The organism is Streptomyces sp. NPDC002886 (genome assembly GCF_042888445.1).
Taxonomy (GTDB): Bacteria; Actinomycetota; Actinomycetes; order Streptomycetales; family Streptomycetaceae; genus Streptomyces.
On the sequence record NZ_JBIAPV010000013.1, the window covers coordinates 188,361 to 203,687 of the forward strand.

The following is a 15,327-nucleotide window of genomic DNA, read 5'->3' on the forward strand; positions in this document are numbered from 1 at the left end:
GGAGGGCGAAGGGGGCGTGGCGCGCGTCTCGGAGGAACCCGGTTTCAGCGAGCTGGAGTTGAGGGACCGGGTGGCCGAGTTCGTACGGGAGCGGGTGATGCCCCGCGAGCCCGTGCTCGACGCGGGCGGCCCCGCCGCGGCGGCGGCCCTGCGGGAGCTCCAGGCCGGGGCGAAGGAGGCGGGCCTCTGGGCCCTCCCGCTGCCCGTGGAGCTGGGCGGCCAAGGGCTCGGTCTGGCGCGCTACGCACGGCTCGCCGAGGCCGAGGGGGCGAGCGACCACGGACCGGCGGCACTGGGGTCGGCGCCCCTGCTGGACGCCACGATGCTGTGGCGGCACGGCGGCGACCGGGTGCGCGCGCTGTACCCGCGTCGGCTGACGGCCGGCGAACTGCGCGCCTGCTACGCCATGACCGACCCGGAGACCCCGGGCACGGACCCCTACCTCACCTCCACGCACGCGGTGGAGGCGGCGGACGGGAGCTGGATCCTGAGCGGCCGCAAGTGGTTCACCTCGCACGCCGCCGAGGCCGATCTGGTCACCGTACTGGCCCGCACCGACGGGCGGGCGGGCGACCGTACGGGGCTGTCGCTGCTTGTTGTCCCCACCTCCGCCCCGGGGTTCCGGGTGGTGCGGGAGCTGCCGGTGCTGGGTGCGGGCGGGCAGTGGGAGATCGAGTTCGATCGGGTGCGCGTGTCCGCCGACCACCTCCTGGGCGAACGCGGCCGGGCCCTGGCCATCGCCGCAGAACGCCTCCAACTGGGCCGCACCCTGCGGTGTCTGCGCTGGCTGGGCCAGGCGCAGCGCGCGTTCGACCTCATGTGCGCACGCGTGAACTCCCGTACCGGGTCGCGCGGCCCGCTCGGAGCACACCAGCTGGTGCAGAGCCACGTCTTCGAGTCGCTCCTGCTGCTGCGCGGCACCCGGCCGCTCGTCCACGAGGCCGTCGCCGCGATCAGCGCGGGACGGGACGCGCACGTGGAGGTGGGCCTGGCCAAGGTGGCGGCCGCCCGGATGCTCCAGCAGGTGACCGACGCGGCCATCCAGATCCACGGCGCGGCCGGCCTGGGCCCCGACACCCCCCTGCCCGCCCTCTATCGCTCGGGCCGCACGGCCCGGATCCTGGACGGGCCGGACGAACTGCACATCACGGCGGTGGCTCGGCGGGTGCTGGGGGGATACGGGGGCGGCGGCGGGGGCGGGGGCGGGGGCGGGGGCGGGGGCGGGGGCGGAATCTGAGCTGCGGGTTGGTCGGTGGCGTTGGCATGGTCCGGGGGGATCCCGGAAGTCCAGTGTCCTTTCGGTGTGGGCCGGTCCCTCAAGGGCGCTCCCTGCGGTCGCGTCGCTTCGCGATGGCCTTCGGCCACCCTTGACCGACCGACCCACACCGAAACGCCACAAGACTTCCGGGATCCCCCCGAGGAACGGCCGGGAGGGAGGACCGGGAGGAGCGGCCGAGTCGCTTCCTTGTGGCCCCCTGAGGCCGGGGGCATCCGGACACCGCCCCGGCAGGACAGTGAGCTCAGTCACCACACCCCCGCGGGGCGATCAGAGCATCCAGGGCCGGGCGTCTGGACACCCTTCCCGTGACCGTCGCCCGCCACCACGAGCGAGAGGACGACATACAGCCTCTCGGAGTCGGGGGGCGCGACCGGTCGCTACGCGCTCCCAGTCGGATTGGCGACTGACCGGCGTCCCTGGCTGATCTCGACGGGGGGGGCGGCGGTGAGGGTTCAGACCGTGCGGAGGTCGGCTCGCCCGGTCAGGGCGGCCAGGCCCAGGGCCAGGAAGAAATCGCCCCACACCAGTTCGTGGTGGGTCGCGACTCCCTTGTGCGCGTCGTAGCAGCCGTTCAGCAGGCGGCCCCCGGAGAAGTGGTGGTCGACCAGGTGCTTCAGGATCTGCGCCGCGCGGTGCGCGTACGCCGCTGCGCGGGGGCCGGGCAGCAGGGACAGCTTCAGGAGGGCGACGGCCGTGACGGCCGCGGCGGAGGTGTCCGGCGGGCCGTCCGGGCGGGCCGCTTCCGCGGGCGGTATGAGGGGGGTGCCCGGTCCTGTCCACGTGTCGGCAAGACGTTCCGCCAGTGTCTGCGGGTGGCCCGGCAGGCAGGCGGTCACGGCGGGGCGGTGCAGTGCGTCGGCCAGTGCGAGGAGCAGCCAGGCCGGTCCTCTGCTCCAGCCCGGCGCCGGCTCCGCGCACTCCCGCCAGCCCGTCTCCGCCTTGTAGGACCAGGCCGGTACGAGGTCACGGGCGGGGCGGGCCTCCGTCCCGGGGCCGGGGAGGCACAAGGACAGGTGGCGCTGGAGGTGCGATGCGGCGGCCGCCGGGCCGACGGTGGCGAGCAGGGTGACCGTGCCCGGCAGGCCGTCCACCCGGGCCAGCAGTCGCGGACCGCCGAAGGCCGACCCCCAGGGCAGCAGGCCGAGTTCCTCGTCCACGGCTGAGAGGCAGGCTCCGGCCGCGCGGGAACGCAGTTGCTCTGCTCCGGGGTCCTCGAAGGCCAGGGCCGTTCCGTACCAGAGGATCAGCCCGCGGGTGGAGGTGTCGGCGTCGACCCAGCCGGTCAGGCGTGCGGTGCAGGCCGATGCCGCGGACTTGTCGGCCGCGGTTCCCGTGTGCCGGGCCCTCAGCCACAGCAGGCCTGCCCAGAAGCCGCCTGCCCAGGAACCCCGGCCGGTCGTCGTCCACTCCCCCGTGTGCGGATCCGCGTACAGCGGGAAGCGCTCCGCGTCGATGTCGGACGCCGTGGCGGCCACCCGCGCGAGGAGTCGCGCGAACGCACGTTCCGCCCATGGATCCGTTCGCGTCGTCAACGGCCCCGCCTCCGCTCCCGTACCGCCCAGGTCATCCCGACGGCACCGGCCACGCCGAACTCGGCCGCCACCAGCAGCCAGCCCGTCCCGTAGCGGCCGGCGTTCGCGAGGGGGCCGAAGAGGAGGGGGCCGACGGCGAAGCCGGTGAAGAAGCCGGCGGCCACGAGGGCGGAATCCTGGCCGGCCCGGCCGGGGGCGGAGCGCTGCATCACCAGGACCATCGAGACGGCGTTGGCCGCTACCGCGAACACCCCGACGGCCACGGCCGCCACCCACACCAGCGGTCGTACGGTCGGCGCCGCGGCCAGCAGGACGGCCGCCCCCACCGCTCCGGCGGCCAGGGCTCCGGGCAGCCATTCGGCGCGCCCCGGCCGGGCCGCCTTCGACCAGCCGACCCGCCCGGCGATGCCCGCGACGCCGAGCACCGCGACCAGCGCGCCGGCCGCGGTGGGACCCATGCCGAGCCGCTGCGCGCCGAAGAGGGCCACGTAGGTGTTGACCGAGGCGATGCCGCAGCCCAGGAACAGGGAGAACACCGCCAGCCAGGCGATGGCACCCCGCGGGACGAGCGGGGCGCGGGGACCGGCCGGGGCCGCCGGCGGGTCCGCGGGCAGGGCGCGGCGCGCCCACAGCGCCGCCAGCGCGGCGGTGGCGGCGGCCGTCCACACCGCCCCGCGCCAGCCGATCCCGCCGGCCAGTGCCGTGAGCGGCAGCCCCGCGGCGAAGGCGCCCAGCTGGACGCCCGACTGCTTCATGCCGGTCACCGGGCCCCGACGGCCGGGGGGCACCGCGGCGAGGATGGCCTTGTTGGTCGCCGGGTTGGCCAGGGCCTGGGGCAGTCCGCCCAGCGCGACGGCGGCGAGCAGGAAGCCGGTGCCGGGCGCGGCGCCGATCAGCGCGAGCGCCGCCGCGGACACCGACAGCAGGAGGACGAGGGAGCGGCGCGGCCCGATCCGGTCCACCAGCCTCCCGCCGAGCGGGGACAGCACGGCGGCCGTACCGAATCCGACCGTGGTGGTCCAGCCGAGCACGGCGGGCGGGACTCGCAACTCCCCCACCAGGCGCGGGCCGAGTGCGCCGAGGAGGAAGAGCTGGAGCATCGAGAAGGCCATGGCGCCGGTGAGCAGGGCCGTCAGCGCGCCCGGACCGACGTCGGCAGGGCTCTCGGTTGCCGTCCCGGATGCTCCGGAGGTCTTCGCCGAACCGGTTCGGTCCGCCACCGCTCGTCCACCCCGTTCTCGTCTCGCCGCTCGACGTCAGGCTCAGTCCGGACAGGAGTCGGATCCGCGAACGGGCTGGTTCCCAGGGCCTGTTGTGGCGTGCGCCACAAGAGGTGGGGGTTCGGTTTCCGGCCGATGAGAAAACCTGATGCCCTCTGTCGTCCCTGTCTGGCCGGTGCAACGATGGCCCGGCCATGACACCGGGTCGATGTTGCCGAGCCGTACGGGCCGCGATGTTCGCGGCCACCTGCGTGCTGCTCTCGGCCCTCGGGCACATCCTCATGTCGGGGTCCTCCGTGCCCTGGTGGGGGATGACCGCGGCGTTCGCCGGAACCTCGGCGACCGGCTGGCTCCTCGCCGGGCGGGAGCGCGGCCTCGCGGCCGTCGTCTCCGCGACCCTCGGCGTCCAGGCCGCCCTGCACGGCGGGTTCTCGCTCGCCCAGGCAGCCGTGACGCGGACCCCGGAGCCGGGGTCCTCCTTGGGCTCCCTGGGCCGCCGCTGGGGCCGGTACCTGCTCTGCGACGTGCCTGCCGCGCTCCGCCAGCGGGCGGACGTACACGGGATGGCCGGGGCGCAGGGTGCGCACGGGGCGCCGGTCACGCACGGGGCTCACGGCGTGCACGGGTCCCATGGCGCGCACGGGATGGCCGGCATGTCCGGGATGGCCGACGGTTCCTCGTTCGGCGCGGCGGCCGTGCCGGTGCCGGACGCGCACGCCATGGGTGCCATGTCGCCTGCGGGCATGCTCGCCGGCCACCTCCTGGCCGCCGTGATCTGCGGCCTCTGGCTCGCGTACGGGGAACGCGGCGCCTTCCGCGTGCTGCGCGCCGTCGCCGCCCGGTTCCTCGTACCGCTGCGGCTGCTCTTCCGGCTTCCCGCGCCCCCGCACCGGCCGCGGGTCCGCCCCGCCCGGAACCACCGGGTCCGGATGCCCCGCGGGCTGCTGCTCGCCGACGCCCTCACCTCACGGGGTCCACCTCACGGGATCGCTGTCGTCTGACAGCCGGCTCCCCGACGCGCCACGGGTACGCATGCCCGTACCGCGCCTCGGGCATCGGTCATGCCGTCCGGCAGGCCGTACCACCCGTTCCCCGGCCTCGCGCCGCCCGCGCCGCGGGCGCACGTGGGTCGCCCTGCCGCCTCGGGCACCCCGCGCTCCGCGCCCCCGCGTCGTGGCATCGCGTCCGGCCGGATTCCCCGAAGGACTCCAGGCGATGACCGCTGCCCTGCTCACCCGCCCGACCAGCGCCCCCACCCGCCGCACCGCCGGACCCGACGAGGGCGTCACGCTCCTCGCGCTGGCCGCCCGTGACGGCGACCCCGTCGCGGTGGACCGGTTCGTCCGCGCCCTGCACCACGACGTGCGCCGCTACGTGGCCTACCTCAGCGCGGACCCGCAGTCCGCCGACGACCTGACCCAGGAGACCTTCCTGCGCGCCCTCGGCAGCCTCCACCGCTTCGAGGGCCGCTCCTCCGCCCGTACCTGGCTGCTCTCCATCGCGCGGCGCACCGTGGTGGACAGCCTGCGCCACAAGGCGGCCCGCCCCAAGATCGCCGACAGAGACGACTGGCAGACCGCGGCCGAGCAGAGCCAGCCCCGCGGCGTACCCGGCTTCGAGGACGGCGTCGCGCTCGCGGAGCTCCTGGCGGCGATCCCGGCCGAGCGCCGCGAGGTCTTCGTCCTCACCCAGCTCATGGGTCTGCCGTACGCGGAGGCGGCGCTCATGCTCGGCTGTCCGATAGGCACCGTCCGCTCCCGCGTGGCGCGGGCCCGCTCGTCCCTGATCGACCTGCTGGAGGACACGGACCCCGCCACGGCCTGACGCGCAAAGGACCCGGAACACGCGACCGGGGGCCGGACCGCGCTCTCGCGGTCCGGCCCCCGATCGGCGGGCAGATGGAGCAGCCCCTCAGGTCAGGAGCTTCTCCTTGGCCTTGTCGAACTCCTCCTGGGTCAGGTGGCCCTGCTCCTTGAGGGAGGACAGCTTGGCGAGTTCCTCAGCCGGGCTGCTGCGGGGGCCCGCGGCCTTCTGGACGTAGTCCTGGAAGGCCTTCTCGTTCGCCTGCGCCTGCTTCACGTCGCGCTGGCTCATGCTCTTGCCGCGGACGATCAGGTAGACGAGGACGCCGAGGTAAGGCAGCAGGAGCACCAGGATCAGCCAGCCCGCCTTACCCCAGCCGTGCAGCTCGTGGTCCCTGAAGATGTCAGTGATCACCTTGAACAGCAGGAAGAACCACATGACCCACAGGAAGAGCCACAGCATGGTCCAGAACAGGTTGAGCAGTGGATAGTCGTCCACGCTTCACTCCGATCACATAAGGGACAGATCAATTCATACCGTCTGATTGAGTGATCCGCACGCGGAGTAGCCGGTCCGACGCGACCGCGGGACCATGAACCCATGGAGGAGCGCCCCCTCACCGGGATCAGCCCCCCGGGCCGGATCGCCGCCCCCGGGGAGGGCATCGGCCAGGACGAGCTCGCGCTCGCCGCGCGCAATCACGGACTCCCCCTGGAGGCCCTGCGGTACGAGGTCACGCCGGCCGGGCTGCACTACGTGCTCGTGCACTACGACATCCCGGACACGGGCACCGGCACCGACTGGCACCTCACCGTGCGCGGCCGCCTCCGCACCCCCCTGGAGCTACGGCTGCGCGACCTGCGGAGCCTGCCCTCCGTGACCCGCCGGGTCACCATGGAGTGCGCCGGCAACGGGCGGGCCCTGCTGTCCCCGCGGCCGGTCAGCCAGCCCTGGCTGGTGGAGGCGGTGGGGACGGCCGACTGGACGGGGGTGCCGCTGCGCGCGGTGCTCGCGGAGGCCGGGGTGACGCCGGACGCCGTGGAGGCGGTGTTCACGGGCGCGGACCACGGGGTGGAGCGGGGCGTCGAGCAGGACTACCGGCGCAGCCTGCCGCTGCCCGTCGGCGAGGACGTGCTGCTCGCCCACACCATGAACGGCGGGCCCCTGCCGCCCCAGCACGGGCATCCGCTGCGGCTGGTCGTCCCGGGCTGGTACGGGATGGCCCACGTGAAGTGGCTGCGCGATATCGAGCTCGTCGACACGGCCTTCGGCGGCTATCAGCAGGCCACCGCCTACCGGTACCGGCAGGCCGCCGAGGAGCCCGGCGAGCCCGTCACCCGGATCGCCCCGCGCGCCCTGCTGATCCCGCCGGGATTCCCCGACTTCATGTCCCGCACCCGGGTGGTGCGCCCCGGCCCCGTACGGCTCGCCGGGCGCGCCTGGTCGGGGTACGGGCCGGTCGTGCGCGTCGAGTTGAGCACCGACGGGGGCGGCGGCTGGGCCGACGCCGAGGTGCTGCCGCAGGGCGGGCACCCGTACGCCTGGCAGGGCTGGCACGCCGACTGGACCGCGGTCGCGGGCCGCCACACCCTCCTGGTCCGCGCCACCGACGCCTCGGGGCGCACGCAGCCGGTGCAACAGCCTTGGAATCGCGGGGGCTTCGGGAACAACCAGGCGCAGGCCGTCTCCGTCGTGTGCCACTGAACCCTGTCGGCACCCCCTGCCCGCGGACCCCGTCGCCAACCTCGTCGGCCAACCCCTTGCCACACCCGTACCCTTCCCTCGAAACTGACACATCGTCAGATCTTTCTGAGAGAACGAGGAAGGGAACCGAGGATGCAGACCATCTGGCTCGGCGGGCCCGAATGGGTCGCCGTTCTGCGGATCGGGCTCGGGCTGTGGTGGCTGGAGAGCTGGCGGCACAAGGACAAGAAGGACTGGTTCGGCGGAGGCGGCATCCGCTGGGCGGCCGGCGTCGCCGAGAAGCACCGATGGGGGTTCGTCACGCGCGGCTTCGACGTCGTCGTCAAGCCCTACCCGCGTTTCATGGCCTACCTCGTCGCCTACGCCGAACTGGCCCTCGGCCTGGGCCTGATCGTCGGGTTCCTGACCCCGATAGCCCTGCTCGCCGGGCTGCTGCTCAACCTGGTCTACCTGATCCTGATGATCCACGACTGGGGCGAGCAGGGGCAGAACCTGATGATGGCCCTGATCTCCGGAGTCGCCTTCTTCGCGATGGGCTGGCAGGTCTGGTCCCTGGACAACGCCCTGGGGCTCTTCTAGACGGCTGGACGGCTGATCCGGCTGTACGGCTGATCCGGCTAGACGGCCCGGCCGCGCCGGTCCAGCGGGTTCGCCGCGATGCGCTCCTTCGCGCCGCTCGCCACGTAGGCCGCCGCCGCGCACTGCGGCTTGCGCGCGGCCTGGTCGCTGACCAGCGCGAAGAAGGCGTCGCCGAAGCCGAGGCGCGGGTATTCGGTGAGCAGCGCGGACGTGAAGACGGGGTCGGCGTCCAGGACGCCGACCCCGGAGACGTCCGCGGTCGTACCGATCTGGAGCAGGTGGCTCTCCACGTCCTCGGCGGCCGTGACGTCCTCGCGCATGTGCCGCACGATGATCTCCTCGGCGCGCGCCCGCCGCTCCGCGGGCCAGCCCAGCCCGGCCGTCAGCACGCGCGCGACGTGGCCGCCCGCCTCCTCGAAGGGGAGGGTGTGGCTGTCGAAGGGCGCGGTCAGCCCGAGGTCGTGCACCAGGGCGCTGACGTAGAAGAGCTCGCGGTCGTACGAGAGCCCGTGCCGGTCCGCGTACTCGGCCCCGAAGGCGTACGAGCGGACGGAGTGGTTGAGCAGCGCCGCGTCCGTGTACTCGGAGGCGACCTCCAGCGCGGCGCGGGCCGACGGAGTGTCAAGAGTCCATGTCACAAAGGTCATGGACGCTCACAGTAGGCGGACGCGGAAGTCCACCTCCGAGGGACCCTCCTCTCCCGGCCAGGCCAGCAGCCGGGCCGGAGCCGCCGGGGTCTCGGCGAGGACGGTGCCGCGCGAGACCACGTAGCGCGGGCGGACCTGGCGGCGGACGGCCTCGGTGGGCGATTCGGCGGGCAGCAGGACGAAGGAGGCCGGGTTGCCCTGGCGGACCCCGTACTCCGAGGGCGACAGGCCCAGCACGCGCGCCGCGCGCTCGGTCACCATCTCGAAGGCCACCGGGATCTCGTCCGCTCCCGTGAGCTGGGCGGCGTAGATCCCGACGAGGGCGGTCTGCAGCGGGTTGCCGGTGCCCAGCGCGTTCCAGGGGTCCATCACGTCGTCGTGGCCGAAGGCCACGTTGACCCCCGCCGCCAGCATCTCCTTGACCTGGGTGAGGCCGCGCCGCTTGGGGTAGGCGTCGAAGCGGCCCTGGAGGTTGAGGTTGGCGAAGGGGTTCGAGACGAGGTTGATCCCGGAGCGGGACAGCAACCGCTGGAGTTTGAAGCTGTAGGCGCCGCCGTAGGAGCCCATCGCCGTCGTGTGCGAGGCGGTGACGTGCCCGCGCAGCCCCGAGCGCAGGGCGTGCGCGGCCAGTACCTCCACGAAACGGGACTGCTCGTCGTCGATCTCGTCGCAGTGCGCGTCCACGCGCAGCCCCTGCTCCTCCGCCAGCCGGAAGGCGACGGCCAGCGAGGCCACCCCGTCCTCCCGGGTGTCCTCGAAGTGCGGGATCGCTCCGACCACGTCGGCCCCGCGCCGGACGGCCTCGCGCAGCAGCTTCTCGCCGCCGGGGAAGGAGACGATGCCCTCCTGCGGGAAGGCGACGATCTGCAGGGTCATCACGTCCCGGACCCGGTCGCGCACCTCCAGCAGCGCGTCGAGCGCGGTCAGCTCCGGGTCGGTGACGTCGCAGTGGGTGCGCACGTGCAGGACGCCCTGCGCGGCCTGCCAGCGCAGCACCTCGGTGGCCCGCGCGATCACGTCCTCGCGGGTCAGGGTCTTCTTGCGCTCGCTCCAGCAGGCGATGCCCTCCCAGAGGGTCCCGGAGACGTTGGGGCGCGGGTCTCCGGCCGTCAGGGCCGTGTCGAGGTGGATGTGCGGCTCGACGAAGGGCGCGCTGAGCAGCCCGCCGTGCGCCTCGATCAGCACCCCCGTCGCCGGGGGCTCCTTCTGGTCGTCGTACGGGAGCACGCGCGCGATCCGCCCGTCCTCCGCGACCTCGACGTCGTGCAGGCCTTCGCTGTGCAGCAGCCGGGCGCCCCGGACGATCATCCGCATGGCGCCACCCTACGGCTCAACCCCGCTTGGCCTGGGACTTCTGCTGCATGCCCCGGGTCTTCGCGGAGACCGAATGGACATCGCGGACGGCGGCCTTGGCGCGCGCCTCGGCCGCCGTGTTCTTGGCCATCGCGACCTCGGAATCCTGATGGGCGTGCTTGCTCCGGTGCGCCTTCTTCGCCATGACCACTGCTCCTCCGCCGGGAATGCCACGGAACTTCGTACGCAGACCACCTTGCGCCCGTTCGGCCCCGTCGGCATCTCGGGCGATCGGGTTACATGGGTGCATGACTGACGCCACCGCTGACACCGACACCGCCATGCCCGACTGGGAGAAGCGCTTCCGGGCCCCGCGCGTGGGACTGCCCGAATGGGCCGAGGACGCGCCCGACCGCTCGCTCTTCGTCTCCAACGCCACCGGAACCTACGAGCTCTACACCTGGGACCGCGCCACCGGCGCCCAGCGGCAAGCCACCGACCGGCCGAACGGGACCACCGACGGCACCCTCTCCCCCGACGGCGCATGGGTCTGGTGGTTCTCCGACACCGACGGCGACGAGTTCGGCACCTGGGTCCGCCAGCCCTTCGTGGGCGGCCCCGACGAGCCCGCCACTCCCGGGCTGGAGGCCTCGTATCCGGCCGGGCTGTCCATCGGGCGGGACGGGACGGCCGTCGTGGGGCGCTCCACCGACGAGGACGGGACCACGATCCACGTGGTGCGGCCCGACGGGACGGAGCCGTCCGTGGTCTACCGGCACCGCGAGTCGGCCGGCGTCGGCGACCTGTCCCGGGACGGCACCCTGCTCGCCGTCGAGCACACCGAGCACGGCGACGCGATGCACTCGGCCCTGCGCGTGATCACCCTGGACGGCGCCACCGTCGCCGAGCTCGACGACTCCAAGGGCGGCACCGAGGAGCTGGGCCTCACGGTGCTCGGCTTCGCGCCCGTCGCCGGAGACACCCGGCTGCTGATCGGCCACCAGCGGCGCGGCCGGTGGGAGCCGATGGTGTGGGACGTGGCCGCGGGCACCGAAGAGGGGCTGGCCGTCGACCTGCCGGGCGACGTGGGCGCCGAGTGGTACCCCGACGGGTCCGCGCTGCTGATCGAGCACGAGTACGAGGCGCGCAGCGAGCTGTTCCGCTACGACCTGGCCGCACGGGAGCTCGTACGGCTGGACACGCCGCCGGGGACCGTATCGGGGGCGACGGCGCGGCCCGACGGGTCCGTGGAGTACCAGTGGTCCTCCGCGGCCGAGCCCTCCGTCATCCGGTCGACCGCGGGCGGGGTCGTGCTCGACCCTCCCGGTTTCCGGCCGCCGGGCTCCGTGCGGGTCGAGGACGTGTGGGTCGAGGGCCCCGGCGGACGGATCCACGCCCTCGCCCAGCGCCCCGAAGGCCACGGAGACGGGCCCTTCCCCACCATCTTCGAGATCCACGGCGGGCCCACCTGGCACGACAGCGACGCCTTCGCCGCGACCCCGGCGGCCTGGCTCGACCACGGCTTCGCGGTCGTCCGGGTCAACTACCGCGGCTCGACCGGCTACGGACGCGAGTGGACCGACGCCCTCAAGCACCGGGTCGGCCTGATCGAGCTGGAGGACGTCGAAGCCGTACGGGAATGGGCGGTGGGCTCCGGCCTCGCGGACCCGGCGCGGCTGGTGCTGTCCGGCGGCTCCTGGGGCGGCTACCTGACCCTGCTGGGCCTGGGCACCCACCCGGACGCCTGGGCGGTGGGGCTGGCGGCCGTCCCGGTCGCCGACTACGTGACGGCGTACCACGACGAGATGGAGGCGCTGAAGTCCCTGGACCGCACCCTCTTCGGCGGTACCCCGGAGGAGGTCCCGGAGCGCTTCGAGGCCTCCTCGCCGCTGACGTACGTGGACGCGGTGAAGGCGCCCGTCCACATCGCGGCGGGCCTCAACGACCCGCGCTGCCCCATCAAGCAGATCGAGAACTACGTGGACCGGCTGGCCGCGCGCGGGGCCGAGCACGAGGTGTACCGCTACGACGCCGGGCACGGCTCGCTCGTCGTGGAGGAGCGGATCAAGCAGGTCCGGATGGAGATCGACTTCGCGCTGAAGCACCTGCCGCGATAGGCCCGCGGCCGGGCCGGCGACGGCCCCCGCGGCAGCCCCGGCACCGGTGATCCGGTGCACCCCCCGTACGGTGGTGGGGTGCACCGGTTTCTCCTGACCCCGCGCTGGTGGGGGATCAACGTCTTCGTCGCGCTCGGCGTTCCCTTCTGCCTGTTCATGGGGACCTGGCAGCTCGGCCGGTTCGAGGACCGCGTCGACACCCACAAGGAGGCGACCAGCGCACGCCCCGCCGACCAGGCGGCCGCGCCGCTGGAGTCGCTGCTCCCGGTGGACAAGCGGACCTCGGGACGGCTCGCCTCGGTCTCCGGGGAGTACGCCGACCAGCTCCTCGTCCCCGAGCGGCGGCTCGACGGGAAGTCCGGCTTCTACGTCCTGACCCTGCTGAAGACCGACACCGGCAAGGCCGTTCCCGTGGTCCGGGGCTGGCTGCCCGGCAGCGCCGACGCGGGCCGGGCCCCGGCCCCGCCCGCCGGCCGCGTCGAGGTGACGGGCGCGCTCCAGGCCTCGGAGAACTCCACCAGCAAGGGCGTCTACTCCTCGGGCGGACTGCCGGCCGGGCAGCTCGGTGTCATCGGGGCCGCCTCGCTCGTCAACATCGTGCCGTACGGCCTGTACGACGCCTGGCTGACCGTGCAGACGCCCGCCGACGGGATGACTCCGGTACCGGCGCAGGCTCCGGCCAACACGGGGCTCGACCTGAAGGCCTTCCAGAACCTCGGCTACACCGGCGAGTGGTTCGTCTTCGCCGCGTTCGTGCTCTTCATGTGGTTCCGGCTGTACCGGCGCGAGGTGGAGACCCTGCGCGACGCGGAGGCGGGCCTCGTCGAGGAGACCCCGGCGGAGCGGAACCCCGCGGAGCCGGCCCCGGCCGGGGCGGGCTCGGCGTAACCGAGGGGTCCGGGGCCCGGTCCGGGCCCCGTCACGGGTCTACGCGAGCGGGTCCGCCTGAACGGGTCCGACTGAACAGGTCTACCTGAGCGGGATGACGCCCGTCCGGTACACCGTTCCGCCGCACGCCTCGGCGATGGTCGTCTGCGTCGTCGGACCGTCCGGCCCCAGTGTGTTGGGCGTGTGGGTCACCACGGCACCGAGCGGCGGGGTCTCCGCCTGGACCTGGCCCGTGTCGGTGCCCGTCCCGGCGTCCGGGGCGGCCCCGGTGCCCTCGCTCGACGCGTTGTCCCCCTCGCCGCTCGCACCGGGACAGCCGCCCTCCGGCGGCACCCACGCGAAGCGGACCTCGTACGAGGCGTTCGGCGGGAGCACCAGCTTCAGGGTCTCCACCGACGGGTCGGGCAGCAGCCCGGTCGCCGGGTCGCCCGTGACGTGGTTGACGACCGCGACCCCGGCTCCGCCCTCGCTCGCCGGGCCGGCCGTCAGGCTCTCCGGACCACGGACGGTGCAGCCCTTCGAGGACACGTTGGTGACCCTGAAGCTGCCGTAGACCTTGCCGCCGGCCGACGGGGCCCGGGTACTGGCCGCCACCCCGACCTGGCTCTCGGAGCAGAAGGGCGCGTCCGAGGACGCGGGCGGGGGCAGCACACCACCCCCGACACTGCCGGTGGAGCCGCTTCCGGGGGTCGCGCGGGGCGGGGTGACCGCCGAGCCGCCGGTGCTCGGGAAGCCGCCGGGCGGGGTGGGCGACGCGCTGGCGCCGTTCTCCTCGTCCTTGTCCTTCTTGTCCTTGTCCCGGTCCTTGTCGGAGGACCTCTTGGGCTTCGGACGGGCGGAGCCGTTCTGGTGCAGCCCGGACCCGTCCTTGGCGTTGTCGCCCGTCTGGCCGTGCCCCGCCGTGACGGAACGGCCGGAGTCTCCGCCCGCCCCGGAGGTCATGTACAGGCCCACCGGCACCGAGCCGCCCAGCACCACCACGGCCGCCGCCGCGGCAACGAGGATCCTGTGGTTGCGGACCCGGCGCGCGGGGACCGCGTGCCGCAGACGGTCCAGCGCGTCGCCGGAGGGCTCGATCCCACCGACGACCCCGTGCAGCAGGACGCGCAGCGCGTCCTCCTCGCCCAGGGGCTCCGGGTCCGCCGCGTCCGGCGTGTCCGCCGTCTTCGCCGTCTTCGCCGTCTTCGCCGGAGTCGGCTTGCCGAACACGAGCTCCCGCAGCGCCTCCGGGCCCCCGGACGCGGATCCGCCGGACTGGCCGGGCAGCTCCCGGGCTTCGCCGTCGTTCGTCTTGCGGTCCTCACTCATGACTGCGCAGCCTCCATCGCCACCCGCAGCGCGGCAATGCCCCGCGATCCGTACGCCTTGACCGAACCGAGCGATATGCCGAGGACCTCGGCGACCTGGCTCTCCGTCATGTCAGAGAAGTAGCGCAACGACAGCACCTCGCGCTGGCGTCGCTGGAGCCCGCGCATCGCCTTGATGAGATCTTCCCGTTCGAGCAGGTCGTACGCGCCTTCCTCGGCGCTCGCCATGTCCGGCATCGGCTTCGACAGGAGCTTCAGGCCGAGGATGCGGCGGCGCAGGGCGGAGCGCGAAAGGTTGACGACGGTCTGGCGGAGGTAGGCCAGGGTCTTGTCCCGGTCCCGGACCTTCTTGCGGGCCGAGTGGACGCGGATGAAGGCCTCTTGGACGACGTCCTCGCAGGAGGCGGTGTCGTCGAGGAGCAGCGCGGCGAGGCCCAGGAGCGAGCGGTAGTGGGCCTGGTAGGTCTCGGTGAGGTGGTCGACGGTGGTCCCCTGGACCACCTCGGCCGGCTCGGCCACCGTGACCGGCTCGGCCACCGCGGCCACCGCGGCCTGCTCGACCGGCTTCGTGCTCCCGATGTCCTCCGCGCTGTCGCGCGGCCCGGGCACGCGGCCGTCCTTGGCCGGTCCGGGCAGGCCGACGCCGGGCGCGGCGGGCACCCCGGGCAGCAGGGGCGCTCCGGACGCCGTCGCGGCGGGCGGAACGGGAACGATCACCGGGAACCCACCGGGCGTACGGGATCGCAGACGCGGCGGGACGGGGATCGTCCCGGTCCGCGCCGCAAGGACGGGGTGTTCGAGCAATGCTTCTGCCACGCCAGTTGGACTCGCGTGCCCCCGGCAGGGTTGTACGCGCATGGCAGATTCATCGGCGGGATTCTCATCGTCTTCTTGCGTAGCCGCACACCCGGGCGCGCGTCGTCGTACGACGACGGCCGTCGGGCCATCACCTCGATCA

The 15,327-nt window shown here is 73.7% G+C and carries 15 protein-coding genes; 7 read left to right on the top strand and 8 right to left on the bottom strand.

Translation table 11 applies throughout. The features are described 5' to 3' along the window. The first annotated feature begins 16 nt into the window (after positions 1 to 16). On the top strand, positions 17 to 1,237 hold the full coding sequence (locus ACFYYB_RS37410; RefSeq protein WP_389442365.1) for an acyl-CoA dehydrogenase family protein: 1,221 nt from the start codon (positions 17 to 19) through the stop codon (positions 1,235 to 1,237). Between the two features lie 494 nt (positions 1,238 to 1,731). On the opposite strand, the gene ACFYYB_RS37415 is transcribed toward ACFYYB_RS37410, so the two are convergent. After that, positions 1,732 to 2,811 carry a sugar ABC transporter permease gene (locus ACFYYB_RS37415; protein WP_389442170.1) on the bottom strand — a complete coding sequence of 360 codons (1,080 nt, stop codon included), beginning with the start codon at positions 2,809 to 2,811 and terminating at the stop codon, positions 1,732 to 1,734. Next, positions 2,808 to 3,923 (bottom strand): MFS transporter, encoded by a 1,116-nt coding sequence (locus tag ACFYYB_RS37420; protein WP_389442367.1) that lies wholly within the window; start codon positions 3,921 to 3,923, stop codon positions 2,808 to 2,810. The genes ACFYYB_RS37415 and ACFYYB_RS37420 overlap by 4 nt, the downstream gene beginning before the upstream one ends. A gap of 341 nt (positions 3,924 to 4,264) precedes the next feature. Between ACFYYB_RS37420 and ACFYYB_RS37425 the strand changes: the two genes are divergently transcribed. Both ACFYYB_RS37425 and ACFYYB_RS37430 read left to right on the top strand, forming a co-directional pair. Then, positions 4,265 to 5,032 carry a hypothetical protein gene (locus tag ACFYYB_RS37425; protein WP_389442173.1) on the top strand — a complete coding sequence of 256 codons (768 nt, stop codon included), beginning with the start codon at positions 4,265 to 4,267 and terminating at the stop codon, positions 5,030 to 5,032. Between the two features lie 214 nt (positions 5,033 to 5,246). After that, a complete protein-coding gene (locus ACFYYB_RS37430) occupies positions 5,247 to 5,855 on the top strand; it encodes a sigma-70 family RNA polymerase sigma factor (RefSeq protein ID WP_389442176.1) in 609 nt (202 codons plus the stop codon). An 87-nt stretch (positions 5,856 to 5,942) separates the two neighbouring features. Here ACFYYB_RS37430 and ACFYYB_RS37435 read toward each other — a convergent pair whose 3' ends face one another. Next, a complete protein-coding gene (locus tag ACFYYB_RS37435) occupies positions 5,943 to 6,332 on the bottom strand; it encodes an SHOCT domain-containing protein (RefSeq protein WP_389442179.1) in 390 nt (129 codons plus the stop codon). 102 nt (positions 6,333 to 6,434) lie between these two features. On the opposite strand from ACFYYB_RS37435, the gene ACFYYB_RS37440 reads away from it, so the two are divergent. Then, the gene (locus ACFYYB_RS37440; RefSeq protein WP_389442181.1) at positions 6,435 to 7,538 is read left to right on the top strand and encodes a sulfite oxidase; all 1,104 of its coding nucleotides are present in this window, start codon (positions 6,435 to 6,437) and stop codon (positions 7,536 to 7,538) included. Positions 7,539 to 7,670: 132 nt separating this feature from the next. Further along, on the top strand, positions 7,671 to 8,117 hold the full coding sequence (locus ACFYYB_RS37445; RefSeq protein ID WP_266879885.1) for a DoxX family membrane protein: 447 nt from the start codon (positions 7,671 to 7,673) through the stop codon (positions 8,115 to 8,117). A gap of 38 nt (positions 8,118 to 8,155) precedes the next feature. On the opposite strand, the gene ACFYYB_RS37450 is transcribed toward ACFYYB_RS37445, so the two are convergent. Genes ACFYYB_RS37450 through ACFYYB_RS37460 form a run of 3 tightly spaced genes read right to left on the bottom strand, consistent with a single transcriptional unit; the run spans position 8,156 to position 10,262 of the window. Continuing rightward, a complete protein-coding gene (locus tag ACFYYB_RS37450; RefSeq protein ID WP_389442183.1) occupies positions 8,156 to 8,764 on the bottom strand; it encodes an HD domain-containing protein in 609 nt (202 codons plus the stop codon). Positions 8,765 to 8,770: 6 nt separating this feature from the next. Further along, positions 8,771 to 10,078: a cytosine deaminase gene (gene codA / locus ACFYYB_RS37455; protein ID WP_327305398.1), complete on the bottom strand. Its 1,308-nt coding sequence runs from the start codon at positions 10,076 to 10,078 to the stop codon at positions 8,771 to 8,773. A gap of 16 nt (positions 10,079 to 10,094) precedes the next feature. After that, positions 10,095 to 10,262: a hypothetical protein gene (locus tag ACFYYB_RS37460; RefSeq protein WP_389442186.1), complete on the bottom strand. Its 168-nt coding sequence runs from the start codon at positions 10,260 to 10,262 to the stop codon at positions 10,095 to 10,097. Positions 10,263 to 10,365: 103 nt separating this feature from the next. Here ACFYYB_RS37460 and ACFYYB_RS37465 point away from each other — a divergent pair, with 103 nt between their 5' ends. After that, positions 10,366 to 12,174 (top strand): prolyl oligopeptidase family serine peptidase, encoded by a 1,809-nt coding sequence (locus tag ACFYYB_RS37465; RefSeq protein WP_389442188.1) that lies wholly within the window; start codon positions 10,366 to 10,368, stop codon positions 12,172 to 12,174. A gap of 78 nt (positions 12,175 to 12,252) precedes the next feature. Next, complete coding sequence (locus tag ACFYYB_RS37470; protein WP_389442191.1) at positions 12,253 to 13,062, top strand: SURF1 family protein; 810 nt, start codon at positions 12,253 to 12,255, stop codon at positions 13,060 to 13,062. Positions 13,063 to 13,143: 81 nt separating this feature from the next. Here ACFYYB_RS37470 and ACFYYB_RS37475 read toward each other — a convergent pair whose 3' ends face one another. Both ACFYYB_RS37475 and ACFYYB_RS37480 read right to left on the bottom strand, forming a co-directional pair. Next, a complete protein-coding gene (locus ACFYYB_RS37475) occupies positions 13,144 to 14,370 on the bottom strand; it encodes a hypothetical protein (protein ID WP_389442193.1) in 1,227 nt (408 codons plus the stop codon). Beyond that, positions 14,367 to 15,086: a SigE family RNA polymerase sigma factor gene (locus tag ACFYYB_RS37480; RefSeq protein WP_389442195.1), complete on the bottom strand. Its 720-nt coding sequence runs from the start codon at positions 15,084 to 15,086 to the stop codon at positions 14,367 to 14,369. The genes ACFYYB_RS37475 and ACFYYB_RS37480 overlap by 4 nt, the downstream gene beginning before the upstream one ends. Between the last annotated feature and the right edge of the window lie 241 nt (positions 15,087 to 15,327).